Raw genomic sequence first — 23,027 nt, 5'->3', positions numbered from 1 at the left:
ATGGAATATCGGATTGAAAAGGACACAATGGGTGAAATTCAGGTTCCTGCGGACAAGCTGTGGGGCGCTCAAACGCAGCGCAGCTTGCAAAACTTCAAAATCAGCGGAGAGCAGATGCCGATTGAGGTCGTTCATGCTATGGCTATTATTAAGAAAGCTGCAGCTATCGCCAATGAGAAGCTGGGCGTGCTGGATGCAGAGAAATCTGCGGTTATCGGTGAAGCGGTAGATGAAATTTTGACTGGCCGCTGGGATGAGCATTTCCCACTCGTCGTTTGGCAGACGGGCAGCGGTACGCAAACGAATATGAACGTCAATGAAGTTGTAGCTCATCGCGCCAATCAACTGCTTGAGGAGCGCGGCAGCGCCGTTCGCATTCATCCAAATGATGATGTTAACCGCTCCCAAAGCTCTAATGATACGTTCCCTGCGGCGCTGCATATTGCTGGCGTAGTAGCGGTGGAGCAGCGCCTGATTCCGGCTATTGATGTGCTGGCAAGAACGCTGCAGGACAAGGCTGAGCGTTTCAACGATATTGTGAAAATAGGCCGTACGCATTTGCAGGACGCGACTCCGATTACACTTGGCCAAGAAATTAGCGGCTGGTACGCCATGCTGGTTAAAACTCGCAAAATGATCGTGCAAAGCGTAGACGAAATGCGCGAACTGGCGCTAGGCGGCACAGCGGTCGGCACAGGCCTTAACGCGCATCCGGATTTCGCGGTGCAGGTAGCGGAGGAAGTAACGACGCTTACGGGCAAAACGTTTATTACAGCAGAAAATAAATTCCACTCGCTAACGAGCCACGACCAAATCGTCTATACACACGGTGCTGTTAAAGCGCTGGCGGCTGATTTGATGAAAATCGCCAATGACGTTAGATGGCTGGCAAGCGGTCCGCGCTGCGGAATTGGCGAAATCTCGATTCCTGAAAATGAGCCGGGCAGCTCGATTATGCCAGGTAAAGTTAACCCGACGCAAAGCGAAGCGATTACGATGGCGGTCTGCCAAGTTATCGGCAACGATGCAACGATTGCTTTTGCGGCGAGCCAGGGCAATTTTGAGCTGAACGTATTTAAGCCGGTTATCATTTACAACTTCCTGCAATCCGTTGCTTTGATGGCGGACGGCATGATTTCCTTCAATGACAACTGTGCGGTTGGCATTGAGCCGAACGAAGCCGTGATCAAGCGCAATCTCGATCAATCGCTCATGCTCGTAACAGCGCTTAATCCGCATATCGGCTATGAAAATGCAGCAGCCATTGCGAAAAACGCGCATAAAAAAGGGCTGACGCTGAAAGAATCGGCAATTGCGAGCGGCCTCTTGACGTCCGAGCAGTTCGACGAATTTGTGAAGCCGGAAGCGATGATTGGCAAACGCTAAGCCAGTGACACAGCAGCAAGTGCTGCATTGTTCTTGCTAGCGGTACGATAAAATTTTAAATAGGTATAAAATTTAGCCTCTAGTGTCCTAAGAAATATAGGATGCCAGGGGCTTTTTTCTGTGGAAAATGGGATGAAAACAGACTGAACAATTGATTCTCGACATATTGAACATTTGATCATTCGGAGGGGCGACAAGCGAAATGTTAAGATATTATATTCATTTTCATGACCGAATGTTAAGACAATGTAAATTTAGATAACAATTAAAGATAGCTTAACAATATTTTTTTGTCAAAATGTTTACAATAGGCCTACTCTACTTTATATTAAATATTAAATAGAGAGAAAAAGGTTTCTTTTTTTCATTGATTCATAATAATATGAAATTTTGATAAGGGGTTGATGAATGAAAAATGCACAAATAGCAAAATAGTTGTGGATTTTTCTTATTTTCATCTGATTTATTGCACGAAATGACAACAATTATCGACAAAATGATCTCAATGTCACATATATGTGAGAAAAAGAACTATCTATGGAATTAACCTAGGAAAAAAGGAGAGATTGTCTATGAGGCGAAAGTTTCAGGCGTTCAAGCGGCCAGTAAGCCTGTTTTTGGCTGCTATTTTGCTTGTAGGAACGATATTGGGTGGTTTTGGTGCACCTGTGCAAGCGGCTGTAAGCAATGACAACATTGTCATTTCACAAGTGTATGGGGGCGGCGGCAATGGAGGCGCGCCACTCAAACAGGACTTTATAGAATTATACAATCCAACCGATTCACCGATTTCCCTCGCAGGCTGGAGTGTGCAATATGCTTCGGCTGCAGGAGCTTTTACAACGAATATACACAATTTAAGCGGAACAATTGCCGCTAAAGGCTACTTCCTTATTCAAGAGGCGGCGGGAGCAAGCACGACGGCTGCTGATCTGGAATCGCCAGATGCAATTGGTACGCTTAATATGGGTGGTACCGCTGGTAAAGTTAGGCTGCTTAATGCAAGCAGCGCAGTGATTGATCTAGTTGCTTACGGTTCAACAGCGACTGGTGGAGAAGGTGCTCCAACTGGCGATTTGGGTGCTGCATTAGCAGCTATCCGCAAAGCGCTAAATCCGGGTGACCGCGCGCTGGATACGGATAACAATAACGCCGACTTTACAGTAGCTGCTCCAAGCCCTAGAAATTCTTCTTACGGCGTGGTTGCAAGCGTAACGGCTAGTCCAGCGGCGGGCGAGGTTCCAGCAGGAACATATGTAACCTTGTCTACAGCAACGGTTGGATACAGCGTGTATTACAGCGTCTACAGCCCGGATGCGCCGGTTGCTCCGGAAAATTTTGCAGCTTATGCTTCGCCTATCGAAGTTACAGCTCCAATGACCATTCATGCGTATGTGAAAAATGCAGAAGGCACAATTAGCGGCCTGACTGAATTTGCCTATACGCTTGCGAACCTTACACCGGTTGCGATTTCGGATGTGCGAAGCGCGGCAGTAGGCTCTAAGCTTGTGACGCATGGGACAGTTTCCCATCGCACAGAATCTGGCGGCAAAGTAAATCTGTTTGTTCAGGATGCCACTTCTGCTGTCGTTGTTAGAGGCGCGGATTCAGGTGCGCAGCCAGGCGATGACATTGAAGTTTACGGTCAAACCTCGCTGTACAATGGCATGCTGCAGCTGGACACGGATCTGGTAACAGGCGGTTATGTGACAGTTAACGGTCAGGGTGCGGTTCCTGGGCCAACGGTCATTACTTCAACGGCTTTTGGCACGGGTGATGCGGTTCGCAATTTGTCCGAAGGCCGTCTGGTGCAAATCAATGATATTACAATCAAACGTGCGGCAAGCGGCGTGTTTTATGCGACGGATGCTGCCAGCAGCCAGGAAATTGCAATTTATTCCTCGGATGCGGCGTTTGCTCTGAACAAAACGTTTGAGCAAGTAACTGGCGTAATGACGTATTACACGGGTGTCGGTATGGAGCTTGTTCCAAGAAACTCTTCCGATATCGTAGAGCGCAAGCTGTCTGTAAATGCCAGCGTACCTTCTGGCGGTATTGCCACGGGTGGAACGGTTGCGCTCAGCACGCTGATGGATGGCGGCGTCATTCATTTTACAACGGATGGCACTACGCCGACAGCGGCAAGCGCAGTCTACAGTGCGCCAATTGTCATTAATGCAGATACAACGATTAAAGCAATCGTAGTGGCGGGTGCCGACACGAGCTCTGTATATACATTCGAGTATACGGTGCTGCAAAACACAAACGGCATCAAAATTCATACGATTCAAGGCAAAACCCATCGTTCTATTTATGAAAATGTAGCGGTAACCAATGTTTCCGGTATCGTTACATCAGTAAGCGCAAGCAGCTTCTACATGCAGGAGCCAGATAGCAGCATCGATAGCGATCCTGCTACTTCAGAAGCGATCCAAGTGTATAAAGCGGCTCACGGCGTTGCCCTAGGAGATGCGGTAACGGTAGATGGCACAGTTGTCGAATATGGCACGAGCCCGGCACTGACAGTTACGCAAATTACCGCTACAAATGTTACGAAGGGACTTCCTTCGCAGCCATTGCCTGCGCCAATTGTTATTGGTGCAAATGGACGTATCGTACCGAACGCCATTGATACCGACAGCTTTGGAGCATTTAATCCCGATGGCGATGCGATTGATTTCTTCGAAAGCCTGGAAGGCATGCGCATCCAGTTGAATGATGCCCGCATTACTGGCCCTTATGCCAACTCGGTTACGCCAGTTACTTTCGACAATGGCGCTAACAATCCGATTAAAACCGATGCAGGCGGCATTGTGCTTACAGGTGATGGCACGCAGCCATTCGACAGCAGTCTGAATCCGCAAAAAATGTATATCGCGGCTAAGCCGGCCGGCCAGGATATTAAAACAGGCGACCAATTTAATGGCCCGATTACAGGTGTATTGAATTATACGAGCAATTTATTCAAGCTCATTCCGGATGGCTCATTGCCAGCTATTACGTATTCCTCCCGTGCGCAGGGTGTTGCGTCCACGGTAGCTGCGGCTGAAAAGCTGACAATTGCTACCTTCAACGTAGAAAATTTCAGCAGCAGCCAAACGGCTAAAGCTGCAAAAATCGGCGGCATTATCGTAAACAACCTCAAAACGCCTGACATTATTGGGCTTATGGAGGTTCAGGATAATAATGGCGAAACAAACAATGGCGTTACGGATGCGAGCCAAAGCTTCCAAGCGTTAATCGACGCTGTTGTTGCCAAAGGCGGCCCGACTTATGCTTATACGGACATTGCTCCGGTAGATGGGCTGGATGGCGGAGCTCCGGGCGGAAATATCCGCGTAGGGTATTTGTACAATACAGCGCGCGTAAGCCTTGCGACTGGAACGAAAGGCGACTCGACAACTGCTGTACAGGTGAAAGGCGATGGCAGCCTGTCTGTGAATCCGGGCCGAATCAGCCCAACGGATGCAGCCTTTAATGCTTCGCGCAAACCGCTTGCCGCTGAATTTAATTTCCAAGGCAAACGCGTTGTAGTCATTGCAAATCACTTTAATTCCAAAGGCGGGGACGGCCTTCCTTGGGGAACGATCCAGCCGGTTATCCGCAGCAGTGAAACACAGCGTGCTCTGCAAGCTGGAATCGTAAATTCCTTCGTATCGCAGCTTGTGGCTAGCGATCCTAATGTGAACGTTGCGGTATTAGGCGATTTGAATGACTTCCAGTTTTCGAAGACGCTTGATATTTTGAAGAAGGACGCTCTGACTAATCTGGTTGAGACAATGCCGGAGAAGGATCGTTATTCTTATATTTACGATGGCAACTCCCAGACGCTTGACCACATTCTGGTTAATGATGCTCTGAAAGACTATTCCAATATAGAAGTTGTCCATGTCAATGCAGACTATACAGATTCAATGGGACGCGTGAGTGACCATGATCCGCTGCTTGCCCAGCTTGATCTTGGCAGCAAGCCGGTTGTTGGCAACGATGATTTCTCCCTGCGTGTATTGCACACCAATGATACGCATGCGCATTTGGACAATATGGCGCGCCGAGTAACGGCAATCAATAGCTTGCGCGACGATAATACACTGCTGCTTGATGCAGGCGATGTATTCTCGGGTACGCTCTATTTCAACCAATTCCATGGACTTGCTGATCTGTGGTTCATGAACTACCTGAAATATGATGCGATGACCTTCGGCAATCATGAGTTTGACAAGGATGCAGCGACGCTCGCAGCGTTCATTAATGGCGCAGAATTCCCGTTCGTTGCGGCAAATGTGGACTTTAGCGGCGAAACGCAGCTTGGCAGCAAATTCGTAAACAGCATTCCTCAAGTGAGTGATGCAGCGAATGATGCTAAAATTTACCCAGCGCTCATCAAAGTGGTGGATGGCGAGAAGGTTGGTATTTTCGGCCTGACAACGCCAGATACAGCATTGCTTGCATCTCCAGGCAACGTTGTATTCAGCGATGTGAAAGCAAGCGCAGAAGCGACGGTTGCGCAGCTAGAATCGCTTGGCATCAACAAAATTATTGCGCTGTCCCATATCGGCTATACGGAAGATCAGAAGCTTGCGGCTGAAGTAGATGGCATTGACATTATTGTCGGCGGCCACTCGCATACGCAATTAAATGAACCTTTTGTATACCGTAAAGATCTAAGTGCAGCAGCAACGCTTATCGTTCAAACGGGCGAATATGGCGTGAATCTCGGTCAATTGGACGTGAAATTCGATGCTGCGGGCAAGCTGACCTCATGGGACGGCAAGCTGGTAAATGTCGATCAACAGGTTAACTCGCAATATGTATTTGCGGCTGATCCAGCTGCTGCAGCTAAAGTAGCGGAGTTCAATGCTCCTTTGACTGAGCTTAAGAAAACGGTGGTAGGCAAAACGGATGTGGCGCTAGATGGCCTTCGCAAAAACGTGCGCAGACAGGAAACGAATCTTGGTAACCTGATTGCAGACGGCATGCTGGACAAGGTGAAAAATAGCCCATTAATCGACAAAGCAGGCATTGCCGGTTATGTGACGATTCAAAATGCAGGCGGCATCCGCGATTCGATTCCTGCGGGCGATATTACACTTGGTCATTTGCTGACGGTTATGCCTTTCGGCAACAATCTGACAGCACTGAAAATGACGGGGCGTGAAATCATTGCTGCGCTCGAAAATGGCGTCAGCGGCTCCACGCCAACTAGTGAGGAAGGCAGATTCCCGCAAGTGGCAGGCATGCGATTCTACTATGATATGACGAAGCAACCGGAGATTTACAACTCCGTGCTCGGCGAAATTACGTCGCAAGGTCAACGGATCCTAAAGGTTCAGGTACTGAACGACAAGGGCAAATATGTTGACATTGATAAAGAGGCTTATTATATCGTAGCGACGAACTCCTTTATGGCAAACGGCGGTGACTTCTATCTGTCCATGAAGGTAGCGAAGGATGCTGGACGCTTCTATGAACTGAATTTTGTAGACTATGAAGTATTTAATGAATATTTGAGCAAGGTGGGTACGGTAAACATTGGAGTAGAGGGGCGTATTACGAATGTGCAGAACGCATTCGATCTGCGTGTCCTTCATACAAACGACACCCATGCTCATCTGGATAATGCACCGCGCCGAATAAACGCGGCGATGGGCTTGAAGAGTGAGAAGGAAAATGCATTGCTGCTGGATGCGGGCGATGTATTCTCGGGTACGTTGTATTTCAATCAATTCAAAGGACTTGCTGATCTATGGTTCATGAACGAAATGAAATACGATGCCATGACGTTCGGCAACCATGAGTTTGATAAGGATGCAGCGACGCTGGCGGCATTCATCAGAGGGGCCAACTTCCCGTTTGTCAGCTCGAATGTTGATTTCAGCGGCGAAGCAGAGCTTAATGCTTTGTTCAATGATGATATTGTGTACTCCTCGTCTTCCGATGATAATAAGGCGGAGATTCACAAGGCGATTATTAAGCAATTTGTCGGCGAAGAAGTTGGTATCGTTGGATTGACAACACCAGATACTGCACTGCTCGCTTCTCCAGGACAGGTAAGATTTGAGGATTATGTAGATAGCGCACGGGCAACAGTTGCAGCTCTTGAGCAGAAAGGCGTCAACAAAATCATCGTGCTGTCTCACTTGGGCTACGGCGAGGATCTCAAGCTGGCAGCAGCAGTTGAGGGCATTGATATTATCGTCGGTGGCCACTCGCATACGCAGCTGAACGAGCCGACTGTTTATCAGAAGACGGCTGACGCGGCTTCTACCCTGATTGTGCAAACGGGAGAATATGGCGTATATCTAGGCAAGCTCGATGCGATTTTTGATGCTCAAGGCGAGCTTGTAGTATGGAATGGCGAGCTGGTTAACGTAGACGAGAAGATTGGCTCGAATTATAAATTTAACGCTCACCCTGTGCATACGGCGAAATTGGAGGAATTCAAAGCGCCAATCGCAGAGCTTCAGAAGACCGTTGTCGGCAAGACGAACGTTGCACTCGATGGCCTTCGCAAAAATGTGCGCAGACAGGAAACAAATCTTGGAAACCTGATTGCGGACGGCATGCTGGACAAGGTGAAAAATAGCCCATTGATCGACAAAGCGGGCATCGCTGGTTATGTCACGATTCAAAATGCAGGCGGCATCCGCGATTCCATTCCTGCTGGAGACATTACACTTGGCCATTTGCTGACGGTTATGCCATTTGGCAACAATCTGACGGCGCTGAAAATGACAGGTGCAGAAATTACTGCGGCGCTCGAAAACGGCGTCAGCGGATCTACGCCAACGAGTGAAGAAGGTAGATTCCCGCAAGTAGCAGGCATGCGCTTCTCCTTCGATTCGACAAAAAAACCTGAGATTTATAACTCCGTTACTGGTGTTATAACTCAAAATGGTGAAAGAATCGTGAAAGTAGAAGTATTGAACGAGCAAGGGAATTATGTAGCAATTGATCCAAATGCGTATTACATCGTAGCGACAAACTCATTCATGGCAAACGGCGGTGACTTCTACCTTTCTATGAAGGCGGCGAAGGATGCTGGACGCTTCTACGAAATGAATTTAGTTGATTACGAAGTATTTAACGACTATTTGGAGAAAATTGGTACAGTAGATATCGGTATTCAAGGAAGAATTACTGATCTGTTAGGCTCTGGAAACCCGGGCACAGGAAATCCTGGCACGAGCAATCCGGGAACAAGCACACCTAGCCCGAGTCCAACACCTTCTGTATCCCCGAGTCCAGATCCGAGCCCGACGCCAACTCCGGTTGTGCTTAAGGACGTAGCAGGACATTGGGCAGAGCAGTCGATTAAGCAGGCGGTAGAGCAAGGAATTGTAAAAGGATTCACCGACGGTACGTTCCGTCCAGAGGCGAATGCGACTCGTGCAGAGTTTGTAACGATGGTAAGCCGTGCATTTAAGCTGGAAGCTGCAACGACAGTGCCGAATTTCCGCGATGCGGATGCAATTCCTGTATGGGCACGCTCCTTCGTAGCACAGCTGTTAGAAGCGGGACTCATTAGCGGTTATGCGGACAATACGTTCCGACCAAGCAACCCATTGACCCGAATTGAAATGACGGCCATTATGGTACGTGCACTAGACCTTCCGGTTGATCCGGCTGCAAAGGTAGATTTTGCCGATGCGAAAGAGATTCCGGCTTGGGCAGTTCCTTATGTAGCTGCGGCAGCCAAAGCAGGCATTGTACAAGGGGCGAACAATAAGTTCAATCCAAATGCTAAGGCAACGAGGGCTGAGGTTGTCACCTTGCTGCTGAATGCAACGAAATACGCTGAAGCAAGCAAATAAGTAAAAGGCAGTTAATGAAATAAGCGAGGCCGTCCCAAGGCAGTATTTACACTGCTTTGGGACGGCCTTTGTTTTGATTAAACAGCAGCTCCATCAGAAATTTGAGCAATTTGTTCATTAAGCTGACCGCTGCATAAACCGCCATGATAGCAAATAACATGCTGGATGGGGTAATCTGCAAGCGCTTTGAGCGATTGCAGCGCCATTCCATAATCGAGCGTGGCAGCAAATGCAGGAGGGGCAAGCTTGCCATTTTCTGCGATCAGCGCATCTCCGGCTATTAATGTTTGGCTCGCGTGATGATATAAGCTGATATGTCCGGGTGTATGTCCCGGCGTATTAATAATTCTGATGCCGCCGCATACATCAAGCTTGTCGCCGCCCAGCAGCTGCGCTGTCACATTTGCGTGGGGCGGATGCTCCAGCATTTTTCGAAAAGCGGCGCGGAATGCAGCGGGCGTTTCCGGCGGAAACATCAGGTCGAGGTTCGCGAGCGCCTCGTCGGTTATTTTGAGCAGACGCTTGCGTCCTTCGATGTAGGGCTTCTCGATGTCGCTGCTCCATACACGCGGAGCGTAATCAGCCTGTTCAATGACAGCTGGCAGACTGCCAATATGATCGATATCTTGATGGGTAAGTACGATGTCGGTTATTTGCTCGAGGAGAACGCCTTCTTGTGCTGCGGCCTCCTGAATCAATGGAAGCTGCCCAGGGTGGGCAGTGTCTATAAGGATTTGGCGATCATTATCCCAAATAAGGGTAGGGTAAATCGTTGTGGATTTTCCCATGATGGCAGCTGTAATCTCCAGCATGGCAATGCCTTTTGCAAGTAGCATACGATCCCTCCGATCAACATCAGCTCAGATTGTGCTTGGCCAAGCTTTTATATCATAAGGGATAAATATAAAGGTGTAAATAATAAAATATTATATTATACCACATAAAAATATTTTTGTCAATACTTAATTGAGGTGGCTGCTAAGCGGGGTGGAGGGGCGCGGATTATGATATGATAGTTGGAAAGGGCGGCTTCTCCAAGTGTTATATGGTAGGAGAAGCTGGCTTGGAATAACTATTTCTGATGTAAAGTAGGTTATTGCGATGCATTTATTATCAGTCGAACATATTACGAAAAGCTACGGGGAAAAAATGCTGTTCGAGGACGTTACCTTCGGTCTCGAGGATGGCGACAAAATCGGCATTATCGGCGTCAATGGAACGGGCAAATCGACGTTTCTTAAAGTGATTGCCGGGCTTGAGCCAGCCGATGCAGGCAACATTTCCATTGGGAACCGGGTGACTATTCGCATGCTTTCACAGGACCCGGTATTCGCTCTAGGGGAAACGGCGCTTGAGCATGTGCTTGGCGGCGATTCGCCGCAGCAGCGTGCTGTGCGCGAGCATGTGGAGGCGCTTGAAGCACTGGAGCTTCATCCAAGTGACGAGGCGCTCCAGCAAAGGTTGATTAAAGCGAACCAGCGGATGGATGAATTCGACGCTTGGACGCTTGAGAGTGAAGCGAAGATTGCGCTCGCAAAGCTTGGCATTCTTCATTTTGACGAGAAGGTCGAGACGTTTTCCGGTGGACAGCGCAAGCGGGTAGCGATGGCGGCGGCTTTGCTCCAGCCTTCGGACATTTTGATTTTGGACGAGCCGACGAACCATATTGACAATGATTCGGTCGCTTGGCTGGAAGGCATGCTGCAAAAGCGCAAAGGCGCACTGCTTATGATTACCCATGATCGCTATTTCCTTGATCGGGTCAGTAATCGGGTTATTGAGCTGGACGGCGGACGTGCTTATTTCTATGAAGCGAACTACAGCCGCTTTCTAGAGCTTAAGCTGGAGCGGGAAGAGCGCGAGGCGGCAACAGAAAGCAAACGCAAAAACCTGCTGCGCAGCGAGCTGGCCTGGATTAGGCGCGGAGCCAAGGCGAGAACGACGAAGCAGAAGGCGAGAATTGATCGCTTCGAGGACTTGAAGGCGCAGGCGCCTAAGCAAAGCGCGGGAAAAATGGATGTATCGGTTGCCTCGACTCGCCTCGGACGCAAAATCGTCGAGCTTGAAAAGGTGACGAAACGTTTTGGCGAGCGGACGCTCATTCGCGATTTCAGCTATATTGCCGTACCGGAGGACCGTGTAGGCATTATCGGACGCAATGGCAGCGGCAAATCTACGCTGCTTAAGCTGATTGAGGGCAGGCTGCAACCGGATGAAGGTACAGTTGAACTGGGCCTCACCGTTAATCTCGGCTGGTTCTCGCAGGAGCATGAAGAGATGGACGAGTCGCTGCGCGTCATTGAATTTATCCGCGAAGGTGCGGAGCAGGTGAAGACGGCGGATGGCTCGCTCATTTCAGCAGGGCAAATGCTGGAGCGGTTTTTGTTCCCTCCTGCGATGCAATGGAGCCTGATCAGCAAGCTGTCAGGCGGCGAGAAGCGCCGTCTCCAACTGCTTCGCGTGCTGATGAAGGCGCCGAACGTGCTCCTTCTCGATGAGCCGACGAATGATTTGGACATTGCGACTTTGGCCGTATTGGAAGATTATTTGGATGATTTTCCGGGCGTCGTATTCGTCGTATCCCATGATCGTTACTTCCTTGACCGGACAGTCGATAAAATTTTATCCTTTGAGGATGGCGTCATTACGCAGCATACAGGCAACTATAGCGAATATCAGGAGTTTGTAGAAAAGTATGGCTCGGCGGCGGCTGGTACATCGCCAGCAACAGGTGGCGCCTCGGCGGGCGGAAGTACGAAATCTGCTGCTGGGGCAGGCTCGGCGAGCGCTGCTGGAAGCAAGAGTGCGGCGGGGGAATCAAACGCAAAAGCCGGAACGGGCGGCGGCAAGGAACGTGCGCTCAAAATGTCCTACAAGGATCAAAAGGATTTTGAGCAAATTGACGGCTGGATTGAGCAGGCTGAAAATGATCTTGCGCACATTGTACAGCGCATGGAGGAATCCGGCAGCGATTCGATGCTGATTCAGCAGCTATCGGAGGAGCAGCAGCAGCTTGAAGAAAAGCTGGAGCAGCTCATGGAGCGCTGGACTGAGCTTAACGAGCTTGCGGAGCAAATTGCTGCTCAGAAGAAGGTTTAATTAAAAGCGAGCCTATAAAACGGGAGAGGGAGATGGAGATGTTTTCAGAAGTACGCAACATTTATTGTATTGGGCGGAATTATCGTTTGCATGCATTAGAGCTGGGCAATGAGGTGCCTGAATCGCCAATGGTATTTACAAAGCCGACTCATGCGCTTGTGCCGATGGATGGCAGCGTAGTGGAGCTGCCGGGCGATCAAGGCGAGGTGCATTTCGAGCTGGAGCTGGTGCTGCGTGTGGGCCGGGCGCTTCAGCCGGGCATGGATCCTGATGCATGCATCGACGGTTTAGCGATGGGGCTTGATATGACGCTTCGCGATGTGCAAAGCAAGATCAAGGCCAAAGGCCAGCCATGGCTTCCGGCCAAAGGCTTCAAAGGCTCCGCTCCCCTTGGCGCATGGCTGCCGTATCCTGGTGCGGAAGCGCTGAAGGCGCATGATTTTGCGCTGCTTCGCAATAATGAAGAAGCACAGCATGGCAATTCTTCCGATATGCTGTTTGATATTGGCACGCTGCTCCGGCATATTAATGACAACTACGGACTTGGGCCCGGTGATCTTATTTTTACCGGAACGCCAGCAGGTGTTGCGGCCTTGCAGGATGGCGACAAACTCTCGGCATTGTGGCAAGGCAAAGAAGTGGCTAGCTGTTCAATTAAGCTCAAATAATCGGTCGGATTCAAGCAACTAAAAAACCTTCAAACCCGCGCAGGTCGCAGAGTTTGAAGGTTTTTTTGCGTCGCAGCCTGCCCTTGGGGGAGAGGCTGTGACAGCTAATTATGTGGTTCGCCTATACGTTTAGGCGGCCTGATTTTTTTTGAATTAAGCGTTAAAAGCTTTCAGCATCCATACATGTTTCTCAAGCGCGGTGTGAATCGCAAGCAGCATATCGGCTGTCGTCTCATCATTCGCTTCTTGCGCAATCGACATGCCGGCTTTGAGCTCCTCGATAATCGTCGAGAAGTCCGTTATAAGAGACTCAACCATAGCAGTAGCGGTTTCTTTGCCTGTAGCATCTTTGATGGAAGCCGTCTCCATATATTCTTTCATTGTTGCGACAGGCTTGCCTTCCAGTGCAAGCAGGCGCTCAGCCAGCTCATCCACATTCAAAGCGGCCTCTTCATAAAATTCTTGGAACTTCACGTGCAGGGTGAAAAATTGCGAGCCCTTCACATACCAATGGAAGTTGTGCAATTTAATATAAAGGACACTCCAGTTAGCGATTTGTTTATTTAAGACCTCATGTGTTTTTTTCATGATCGTTCATCCTTTCGTTTCCTGATTTTATGTTTCGTAAAGAGCAGCTTGTTTGGCGAGAACGCAACGGCTGGAATGGCTGTTGTTTAATTTATAATAATTACTTATTTATAATTATTACAAATAACAAGCGTTTTGTCAAGCTCGCCTCACTGCATTCATCCGATAACATACTATAAACGTCCGGGCATTATTTTAAACAAGCTGCTAAACAAACAGGGCTATTTTATGCGTTTCATTGTCTTTTTAACCAAAGGCGGTATCCGCCATAAGACAAGGCGAAAAAAGCGGCGTACACACCCGCGAATAAGGTGAAGCTGGCCCAATCTTTAAACATATTTTGTCCCATATAAGCAAATAGCAGCATAAACGGGATTTTGCCAAGAGCCGAGGCAACGGCATAAGGAAGCAGCCGTACAGAAGTAACCGCAGGATAAATATTGACGACCATATGCGGAATGATCGGAATTAGACGCGCTGTCAAAATCGTCAGAAATGGCCGTTTTTCCATCGTGGCCTGAAGCTTATCCAGTTGGCTGAATTTATGGAGGAAAGCTTGTCCCTGCTCACGGAAGAGATAGCGAGCCAGCAAAAATATGATGATGGCAGCAAGTGAAGCAGCAAGCCAGCTAATCAATGCCCCGAGCAGCGGTCCATACATAAAACCGAGTAAGGCAATCATGATTTTGAACGGAACGACGGGCACGAGTACGAGAAACAGAGCGACGAGAAAGACGATAAATACAGAGGGCGTGTCATTTTGCAGCCAATCGAGCAGATTGTTTTTGTATATAAAAACGGTGGCGAGCAGTAAAGCATAAATAATGGCGGAAACCCATTTCAGCATAACTATCTCCTTTAGCATGTCCTTAGCGGTACTTCTTTAATCTTAGCCTTTGCATAGTAACGGGTGCAACAAAGGATAGTGTGAAATGCCAGTACCACATAAACTTGGTACTAGCTGGATGCTGGCCTTTCGCTAAAATAGGAAAAAAAGCCTATGGGGCATAGAAGGGGGAGCATTCGTTGAATAAGAAGATGAGGCATTGGGGAACGATTGCATTATCATTCTTCCTAATAGGAAGTCCTATTATTTGTATAACTTGGTTGATTTCTATTTTTGTGTTGCTTTCGACTAGTTCGAGGTTTTATGGAAGCTTGGTGTGGGCAACCTCAGCAACCGTACTAATTTTAGTATTATTCTGGCTGATCGGAGTTCTTAAAGATGACCAAGTGACCACTCTGATTGCTTTGATAGCTGTTTTGGTGATCATTACTACTCTAGGTTACAGTAAATATGAATCACATATAGAGAAGCTGAAAATCGTCGATGATCAGGCGATAAATATGAGAGATTATGAACCTTTCCGAGAGGGAACGAAGGCGGTATCCCTGCCAGAGCCGGCATCGCTTAAAATCCGCAGCAAGCTGCCGCATTTGGATGGCTCAACCGCCCTATATCCGATGTATGCGACATTCGTTCAGGCGGTATATAAGCAAAAGGAATATCCCTACTATGGGCAGGACAGTGAGGTTCAGGTGAACGGCACGGAGGATGCGTATAATCGTCTAATTGAAGGCGATGTCGATCTTATTTTTGCACCTGCACCGTCCAAGGATCAGGAAGCTCAGGCGAAAGCGGCGGGTGTGGAGCTTGCGCTGACGCCGATTGGCTATGAGGCTTTTATCTTTTTCGTAAACAGCCGCAATGAGGTGCAGGACTTGACGCTGGAACAGATTCAAAGCATATATGCCGGAGAAGTGACGAACTGGAAGCAGGTTGGGGGAGTGAATGAGAAGATACGGCCGTTCCAGCGCCGAGAGAATAGCGGCAGCCAGACGATGCTGCAAAAAATCATGAAGGAAAAGCAGCTGATGGAGCCCGCGAAAGAGGATGTTAATTCCGGGATGGGGGATATCATTAAACAAACCGCAAACTACCGCAATTATAAAAATGCGATCGGCTTTTCATTCCTTTTCTACGCCACCGAAATGGTGCAAGAGCAGCAAATCCATTTGCTGAAAATAAACGGCGTGGAAGCGAACCGCGAGAATATTAGAAACGGTACATATCCGCTTACGGCGCCGTTTTATGCAATTACAGCAGGTAGTGACAACCCCAAAGTACAGCCTTTTATAAATTGGATTTTGTCTCCGCAAGGCCAATATTTGATTGAGAAAACGGGGTACACGCCGCTGAATCCGTAATATGTATTTTGTAACGAACGGGCATTACAAGGGCGTGTATGCGAGCATGAGCGAGCCAGATCCTGATCGGAATTAGCATCAAGCGTATTCCCGCATCAACCAGGAATGAAACCTCTTATGGATGTGATCCGGATGTGATCCTACGTGAGAAAAGGCAGCTTCATATTTTCGTTTCAGTGGCTTCCGCCCTGCGGAAGATAGACTTTGGTGGACACAGCAGCCGTTATTTCAACAGAATCACGGGTTTAGGATATTACGCGGACACAGGAGCCGCTAATGCGCTGTCCATCCCCATTTTGACGGGATTTTTAGGGCGATAACGGATCTCCTGTCCGCTTAAACCCTGAAATCGAATAAAAATCCATAATAGCGGAATCTCTGTCCTTCAAAAATAAAGTGCGCGCCCCAAGCTCAGCTATCAGCACTTAAATCAAAATGAAACAATGCTTCTTATCCTTCATTCAGCCCTTCTTAACAGGAACATGCATCGAGGACTCGCGGACGATCAACCGATGCGGAATAATGGTGCTGGACTGGTGAATCGGCTCGTCTTGGATGAGGCGGACAAGCTTCTGCGAGGCGGTGTAGCCAAGCTGATAAGTGCCGATATCGGTGGAGCTGATCGGAGGCGTGGCAAGCTCTGAGAGGGCGATATTGTTAAAGCTTACGATGCAGATATCGTCTGGAACGGAATAGCCAAGCTCCGTTAATCCACGCAGAACACCGAAGGCGACTACATCATCAATGACGATGAGCGCGGTAGGGCGATCAGGCATTTCCATCAGAAAAGACATCGCTCGAAAACCGCTTTCCTGCAAAAACTCCCCCTCAACGACCCATTCCGAGTTCAGCTTCAGCCCAGCGTTAGCTAAAGCTTGGCGATACCCCTCCATTCGGTCGTAAGAAACGGTCAAATTCCGCGGTCCACTGACAAAGCCGATTCGCTCGTGGCCCTGCAAAATCAAATGCTGGGCCGCATCATAAGCCGCCTGCACATTATTGTTGTTGACCGTTAAAATATGCGGATTCGAATCGTCTGTACGCCCAATTAGCACGCTCGGAAATCGCTGCTCATTCAAATATTGAATAAGCGGATCTTTCACGCGGGCGGATAAAAGAATGACGCCATCAACCCGGCGTCCAAGGACGAGCCGGGATACCGTTTCAATTTCATCATGCTCGCCTGTGGCGGTGGTAAGTAGCATGTCATAGCCGGCTCTAGTGGAATGGGTCAGTATGCCGCGCAGCAGCTCCCCGAAGAAAAAGTCCTGGAACAGCTCCTCCGCAGGCCTTGGCAGCATAATAGCCAATGTATTGGTTGTTTTGGAGACGAGGCTTTTAGCCATCGCATTCGGATGATAGCCCATTTCCGCCATAATGCGTTTTACTTTATCTGCGGTTTCTTTACTGATGCGGGGGTGCTTGGAGACGACCCTTGATACAGTCGAAGGAGACACGCCTGCCGCTTTTGCAATATCTTTTATCGTTACCATCGTTTAATCGGGCTCCTGTCACTTGAACTATGCAATCGTTTGAACACTACAGTTACATGTTAATGCAAGCGCTATCGAAAAGTAAATATGCCTGCATCACAAAAGTGGAAAAATGATGAAATTATAAGCAAATGGAAGGAAAATGCAGTGAATAAGCGAAACAAATGGATAATTCCAGCAATTTGAGCTGTGCAAACGTTTTAACAAACCTTTGTCCATATTGTATGATGAATTCATTAATCAAGCGCTTACATTGCGATTATCGAATAGACTCAAGCTATTTTATTGATTTCAAGCTGCTTGAATACTTTTCGCACGATCATTTGTACAAACGTTTGCACAAAACAGAGGGAAACGTTTGAAGCATCGGTATCGGTAGGCGTGCAACAGAGGCAACACATTATGGAGGGGGATTTTTAATGATGAAAAAGTGGTTGGGAGTATTAATCGTCTGTGTGCTCGTATTTACTTTGGCGGCATGCGGCAATACGGGAAAAGGCAGCAATAATGCGATTACGCCGGAAGCTTCTTCGCCGCCTGCAGAGTCTGGTGGAAATAATGCGGTGACTGAGGAAGAAGGCGAGCTGCTGCCGGAGGATGGAGCAAGTCTCATCATCTGGGAAGGCAAATCCCAGCGCGCGTTTGTAGAAGCTTTGGCGCAGGAGTTTACGAAGCAATACGGCGTTCCCGTCAAGCTGGAGGAGGTTGAAAATCCGGATCAGGTGACGAAGCTGACTACAGATGGGCCGGCAGGGCTGGGAGCGGACATCGTTGTATTCCCGCATGATCAGATCGGGCGCGCCGCTTCTGCGGGTCTCGTGCTGCCGAATGATTGGTTCGGAGAAGAAACGGCAAGCGAAAATGATCCCAATGCAGTAAGCGCGGTAACTTTTGAGGACATCCTATATGGCTATCCCCGTTCCGTTGAAACGTATGCGCTGCTTTACAACAAAAAGCTCATTTCAACCCCTCCGAAAACGTTTGACGAGGTCATCGCTTTCAGCAAAACGTTTAATGATCCGAAAAAAAATAAATATACGATTATGTGGGAGCTTCAGCAATTTTATTATGATTATGCTTTCCTTGCTACTACGGGGGGATATATGTTCGGCAGCAATAATACAGATAAAGAGGACATTGGCCTAAACAATGAGGCGGCTGTCGAGGGCGCCAAGTTCCTTGCTTCGTTGAAAGAAAGCCTGCTGCCGCTCAATACAGGAGATATTACATTTGATATTAAAAAGGGACTGTTCATCGAAGGCTCCTTGGCGATGGATATTAATGGACCATGGTCACTCGCGGATTACAAGGCGGCCGGAATGGATCTTGGCGTAGCGCCGCTGCCATCGATTGACGGGAAGCCGATGAGCTCTTTCTCTGGCGTTCAAGGCTATTATGTAAACGCGTTTACGAAATATCCGAATGCGTCGAAGCTGTTTGCACGATTCCTGTCTACGAAAGAGTCGCAGCTTCGCAACTTTGAAATGAACGGCACGATTCCGGCAAATTTAGAAGCTGTTCAGGATCCTAAAATTCAAAACGATGAAATTACGAAAGCCTTCTATGAGCAATTTTCGCATTCTACGCCAATGCCAGCTATCCCGCAAATGGCAAGTGTATGGGGGCCGATTACAGCAGGCATCGCTGATATTTGGGACGGGGGAAAAGATGTGAAAGCGACTCTCGACAACTCGGTAGCGCAAATTAAAGATGCTATTGCCAATCAATAGAACGATAGCGACAGCTTGTTTTCACCCGCCGGAGGAGCAGCGGCGGGTGATTTTTAGTCGGAGGGAGGCCGGAGCGCAATGAAGCAGCATCGCACAATTGCTGTACTATTATCGATCGTGCTGCAAGGTTTAGGACAAATTTATAACCGGCAGTGGTTAAAGGGCATTCTTTTTATGCTGATAGAAGTGGCGGGCTTCATCTATATTGCTCCACGACTTGGTGGGGCGATCTGGGGCCTTGTTACATTAGGAGAGAAGACGCAGAAATTCGTAAAGGTTGGCAAAGTGGCGCAAATGGTCAAGGGCGACCACTCGATTTTTTTAATATTGGACGGGTTGATTATTTTATTTCTCGTATTTGTGCTGCTGGGCGTGTACGTGTGGAATATCGCGGATGCATATCGCAATGGCAAGCTGCGGGATGAGAAGAAGGCTGTAAACACGTTCAGACAATCGTATGAGCATGCTACGACCTTTTATTTTCCTTATTTTATGCTGGCGCTTCCGGCGCTGGGCGTGCTTTTTTTCACGATTATGCCTATCGTATTTACGGTCATGCTCGCTTTTACAAACTATTCTGCTCCTGATCATATTCCGCCGGCGAAGCTTGTCGATTGGGTAGGGTTCAAGACGTTTGTCGATCTTGTGAAAATGAAGTCATGGAGCCATACGTTTGTTGGCGTGCTGTTCTGGACGATTATTTGGGCCGTGCTGGCGACGGTTACGACTTATTTTGGCGGAATTCTCGTTGCTCTGTTGATCGAGCAGAAAGGTATTCGCTTCAGGAAGCTGTGGCGCACGATTTTTATTATTCCGTATGCGATTCCGCAGCTCATTTCATTATTGGTGATGAAAAATTTGTTTAATGGCCAATTCGGGCCGATTAATCAATATTTAGGCTACTTTGGGCTTGGCGAACTGCCGTGGCTGACCGATCCTTTCTGGGCCAAGGTGACGGTCATTACCGTCAATATGTGGATTGGCATACCTGTCAGCATGGTGCTTATTCTGGGCATTTTGACTTCAATTCCGCGTGATTTATACGAGGCTGCTGATGTGGATGGGGCGTCGACGCTGCAAAAATTCCGCATTATTACGATGCCGTTTATTTTGTTTTCAACGATGCCGATTTTGATCATGCAGTTTGCAGGCAATATTAATAACTTTAATGTGATTTTCCTCCTGACGGGAGGCAATCCAGCGAAGGGTGATTATCAGTTTGCTGGGGCGACCGATCTGCTGATTACTTGGCTGTATAAGCTGACGCTCGATAACAATAAATATAATGTGGCTTCCGCCGTTGGCATTATTATCTTTTTAATCGTAGCTATTTTCTCGATCTGGAATTTCCGACGCTCGAAATCGTTCAAAGAGGAGGATATGATCCAATGAGGAAATGGAAAAATAACGTCCGTCTAACCTTGAGCTATGCGCTGCTGCTGTTGATCTCGGCAGTCGCAATTTATCCGGCGCTATGGGTCGTGTTGTCTTCGCTGCGTCCGGGGGGCTCGCTGTACAGTGAGCATTTTTGGCCCAGACAATTTACGCTTGTCCATTATGCGGAGCTGGTTACGAGCAAGGCCTATCTATATGGCACATGGTATTTGAATACGCTGAAAATTGCCGTCGTCACGATGATTTTATCGACGATACTCGTTACGCTCAGCATGTACGCCTTATCGCGTTTCCGCTTTCGCGGACGCAAGACAGCATTGACGGTTATGCTGGTGCTCGGGATGTTTCCGAGCTTTATGAGCCTCATTGCGATCTACATTATATTGCTGCAATTAAATTTGCTTGATACGCATATGGCGCTTATTCTCGTCTATTCGGCTGGGGCCGCGCTAGGCGGATTTATTGTAAAGGGCTTCTTTGATACGATTCCCCGCAGCTTGGATGAAGCGGCCAGAATCGATGGAGCATCGCATTTGCAGGTATTTGCGAAAATCATGCTGCCGCTGTCAAAGCCAATGCTCACCTACGTGGCGCTGACCTCGTTTACTGGCGTATGGGGCGACTTTATTTTCGCAAGGCTGGTGCTGCGTACGAAGGAAAACTGGACAGTGGCAGTGGGAATGTGGGATTTGGTCAATTCGCTGCAAAATAGCAATTTCACGATGTTCGCTGCTGGCTCCGTGCTGATTGCGATACCGATTACGCTGCTCTTCATCTTTCTCCAGCGGTTTCTCGTGCAGGGACTCACATCTGGCGCTTCGAAGGGGTAAGGCGATGGGGATTAGAGCCGATGATGGAAAGTACGCCAGCGTTAAAGAGGCATGTCTAGCTGCTCTTATTCTGTTGCCGCTGCTGTTGCTCGTTGCCGCTTGCAGCTCCGACTCTGGCTTCAGCTCCAGCCCCAGTTCTAGTTCTAGTTCTAGTTCTAGTGACAGCGACAGCCCCAGCCCCACGCCCAGCTCAGAAGTAGGCAGCTATGAAGTGGATGAACAGCCCTCCACTGTGTATTATGAAATATTCGTGCGGTCGTTCTATGATACGAATGGCGACGGCATTGGCGATCTGAACGGTGTAACCGCAAAGCTGGATTATTTGAAGCAGCTTGGCATAGGGGGGATTTGGCTTATGCCCATTCAGCCCTCGCCAAGCTATCATGGCTATGATGTGACAGACTATTATGCGATAAATCCCGATTATGGGACGATGGAGGATTTGCACAAGCTTCTGGAAGAGGCACATGAGCGAAATATTAAGGTCATTATGGATTTGGTCGTAAATCATACAAGCACGGAGCATCCGTGGTTTAAGGAAGCAGTGGCAGATGCTGCAAGCCCTTATCGCAGCTGGTATCATTTTGCTGAACAGGATGAGCGGGTGCAGTTGGACGGGGCCGTTGGGAGCAATCCTTGGCACGCTGCCGGGAGCGGCCGTTATTTGGGTGTTTTTTGGGAAGGGATGCCGGATTTGAATTTTGATGAGCCTGCCGTAAGGGACGAGATGATCCAGATTGGGCAGTTTTGGCTCGAGCAGGGCCTTGATGGCTTTCGGCTTGACGCAGCCAAACATATTTATGGCGATTTTGCTTCGACGGTTAACCGTGATGCTGTGAAAAATAACAACCAGCGCTGGTGGCAGCAATTTCGCAGCGGACTTGCGAAGGTGAACCCAGGCGTCTTTCTCATTGGCGAGGTATGGGATTCAGTGACGATTGTTGCGCCCTATTTGGATCGGGCATTTGATTCGGCTTTTAACTTTGACTTGGCGGGGAGCTTGCTGCGCGCAGCGAGTTATGAGAGTGACCCGGATGCTGCTTTTTCCCTGAATCGGGCCTATAAGCTGTATGGAGATGCCTCTGGAGGGGCGTTTGCTGATGCTCCTTTTCTGAGCAACCATGATCAAAATCGTGTGATGTCACTGTTGAACGGAAATGCAGCGCATGCCAAAACGGCGGCCTCTTTACTGCTGACACTGCCCGGCAATCCCTTCATTTATTATGGGGAAGAAATCGGCATGAAGGGCATGAAGCCAGATGAGCATATTCGCGAGCCGATGCTTTGGTACTCCGCATTAAGTGGCGGTGAAGGGCAAACGACATGGGAACGTTCCAGCTCAAATGCCAACCCGAATGCAATATCTGTGGAAGCGCAGCTCAACGACGAACAATCGCTGCTGGCGTATTATCAAATGCTGATTGGCTGGCGCAATGAGCTGCCGGCTCTGCGGGACGGCGGCATAGAGGAATATCGTCTTGATCCGCCATTGAGGCAGGTTAGCTCGTATATAAGGGCAACTGCTAAGGAACGGGTGCTCGTGCTTATTAATTTGTCCAATGAGCAGCAGATTGCCGAGCTGCATGAGCAGGAGCCGTTCGGCTTATTCGATAAGGTGATACGCGCGAGCCATAAAGAGGTGGAGATTCAAGAAGGGCTCATAAGCTTGCCGCCATACAGTGTGATTATTGTAAAATGAGGCGACTGGAGTGGGGCTGAGTTTAAGGCAGCCTTGCTTGAAACGTAACCGCGCTTGAAGCGAAACTGTGAAAAAGGAGAAAGACAGGCGAGTTTGCTGCCTGTCTTTCTCCTTTTT

The 23,027-nt window shown here is 48.6% G+C and carries 13 protein-coding genes; 9 read left to right on the top strand and 4 right to left on the bottom strand.

The genetic code is table 11. From position 1 onward, the window contains the following. Both fumC and ASF12_RS06195 read left to right on the top strand, forming a co-directional pair. Entirely contained in the window at positions 1-1,386 is a 1,386-nt protein-coding gene (gene fumC, locus ASF12_RS06200; protein WP_056030976.1) for a class II fumarate hydratase, read from the top strand. Positions 1,387-1,958: 572 nt separating this feature from the next. Then, complete coding sequence (locus ASF12_RS06195; protein ID WP_056030973.1) at positions 1,959-9,200, top strand: 5'-nucleotidase C-terminal domain-containing protein; 7,242 nt, start codon at positions 1,959-1,961, stop codon at positions 9,198-9,200. A 77-nt stretch (positions 9,201-9,277) separates the two neighbouring features. Here ASF12_RS06195 and ASF12_RS06190 read toward each other — a convergent pair whose 3' ends face one another. Then, a complete protein-coding gene (locus tag ASF12_RS06190) occupies positions 9,278-10,036 on the bottom strand; it encodes an MBL fold metallo-hydrolase (protein WP_056030970.1) in 759 nt (252 codons plus the stop codon). A 265-nt stretch (positions 10,037-10,301) separates the two neighbouring features. On the opposite strand from ASF12_RS06190, the gene ASF12_RS06185 reads away from it, so the two are divergent. Both ASF12_RS06185 and ASF12_RS06180 read left to right on the top strand, forming a co-directional pair. Further along, positions 10,302-12,299: an ABC-F family ATP-binding cassette domain-containing protein gene (locus tag ASF12_RS06185; RefSeq protein ID WP_056030967.1), complete on the top strand. Its 1,998-nt coding sequence runs from the start codon at positions 10,302-10,304 to the stop codon at positions 12,297-12,299. Positions 12,300-12,337: 38 nt separating this feature from the next. Further along, on the top strand, positions 12,338-12,967 hold the full coding sequence (locus ASF12_RS06180) for a fumarylacetoacetate hydrolase family protein (protein WP_056030964.1): 630 nt from the start codon (positions 12,338-12,340) through the stop codon (positions 12,965-12,967). Between the two features lie 153 nt (positions 12,968-13,120). Here ASF12_RS06180 and ASF12_RS06175 read toward each other — a convergent pair whose 3' ends face one another. Then, the gene (locus ASF12_RS06175; RefSeq protein ID WP_056030961.1) at positions 13,121-13,555 is read right to left on the bottom strand and encodes a Dps family protein; all 435 of its coding nucleotides are present in this window, start codon (positions 13,553-13,555) and stop codon (positions 13,121-13,123) included. Positions 13,556-13,790: 235 nt separating this feature from the next. Beyond that, entirely contained in the window at positions 13,791-14,402 is a 612-nt protein-coding gene (locus ASF12_RS06170) for a TVP38/TMEM64 family protein (RefSeq protein WP_056030958.1), read from the bottom strand. 500 nt (positions 14,403-14,902) lie between these two features. Between ASF12_RS06170 and ASF12_RS06165 the strand changes: the two genes are divergently transcribed. Beyond that, positions 14,903-15,763, top strand: coding sequence for a PstS family phosphate ABC transporter substrate-binding protein (locus ASF12_RS06165; protein WP_235533053.1), 861 nt, complete (start codon positions 14,903-14,905; stop codon positions 15,761-15,763). Positions 15,764-16,224: 461 nt separating this feature from the next. Here ASF12_RS06165 and ASF12_RS06160 read toward each other — a convergent pair whose 3' ends face one another. Continuing rightward, positions 16,225-17,256: a LacI family DNA-binding transcriptional regulator gene (locus ASF12_RS06160; RefSeq protein ID WP_056030954.1), complete on the bottom strand. Its 1,032-nt coding sequence runs from the start codon at positions 17,254-17,256 to the stop codon at positions 16,225-16,227. A 419-nt stretch (positions 17,257-17,675) separates the two neighbouring features. Between ASF12_RS06160 and ASF12_RS06155 the strand changes: the two genes are divergently transcribed. From ASF12_RS06155 to ASF12_RS06140, 4 genes are all read left to right on the top strand, one after another. Then, a complete protein-coding gene (locus ASF12_RS06155; RefSeq protein WP_327204898.1) occupies positions 17,676-18,986 on the top strand; it encodes a sugar ABC transporter substrate-binding protein in 1,311 nt (436 codons plus the stop codon). A 78-nt stretch (positions 18,987-19,064) separates the two neighbouring features. After that, entirely contained in the window at positions 19,065-20,378 is a 1,314-nt protein-coding gene (locus ASF12_RS06150) for a sugar ABC transporter permease (protein WP_056030951.1), read from the top strand. After that, positions 20,375-21,211, top strand: coding sequence for a sugar ABC transporter permease (locus tag ASF12_RS06145; protein ID WP_056030948.1), 837 nt, complete (start codon positions 20,375-20,377; stop codon positions 21,209-21,211). The genes ASF12_RS06150 and ASF12_RS06145 overlap by 4 nt, the downstream gene beginning before the upstream one ends. A 4-nt stretch (positions 21,212-21,215) precedes the next feature. Further along, positions 21,216-22,910: an alpha-amylase family glycosyl hydrolase gene (locus tag ASF12_RS06140; protein WP_056030945.1), complete on the top strand. Its 1,695-nt coding sequence runs from the start codon at positions 21,216-21,218 to the stop codon at positions 22,908-22,910. Positions 22,911-23,027: the final 117 nt, after the last annotated feature.

The sequence above is a fragment of the Paenibacillus sp. Leaf72 genome, assembly GCF_001422685.1.
GTDB lineage: Bacteria > Bacillota > Bacilli > Paenibacillales > Paenibacillaceae > Pristimantibacillus.
Note: the sequence above shows the minus strand (reverse complement) of the source record. Positions and strands in the feature narration are given on the sequence as shown.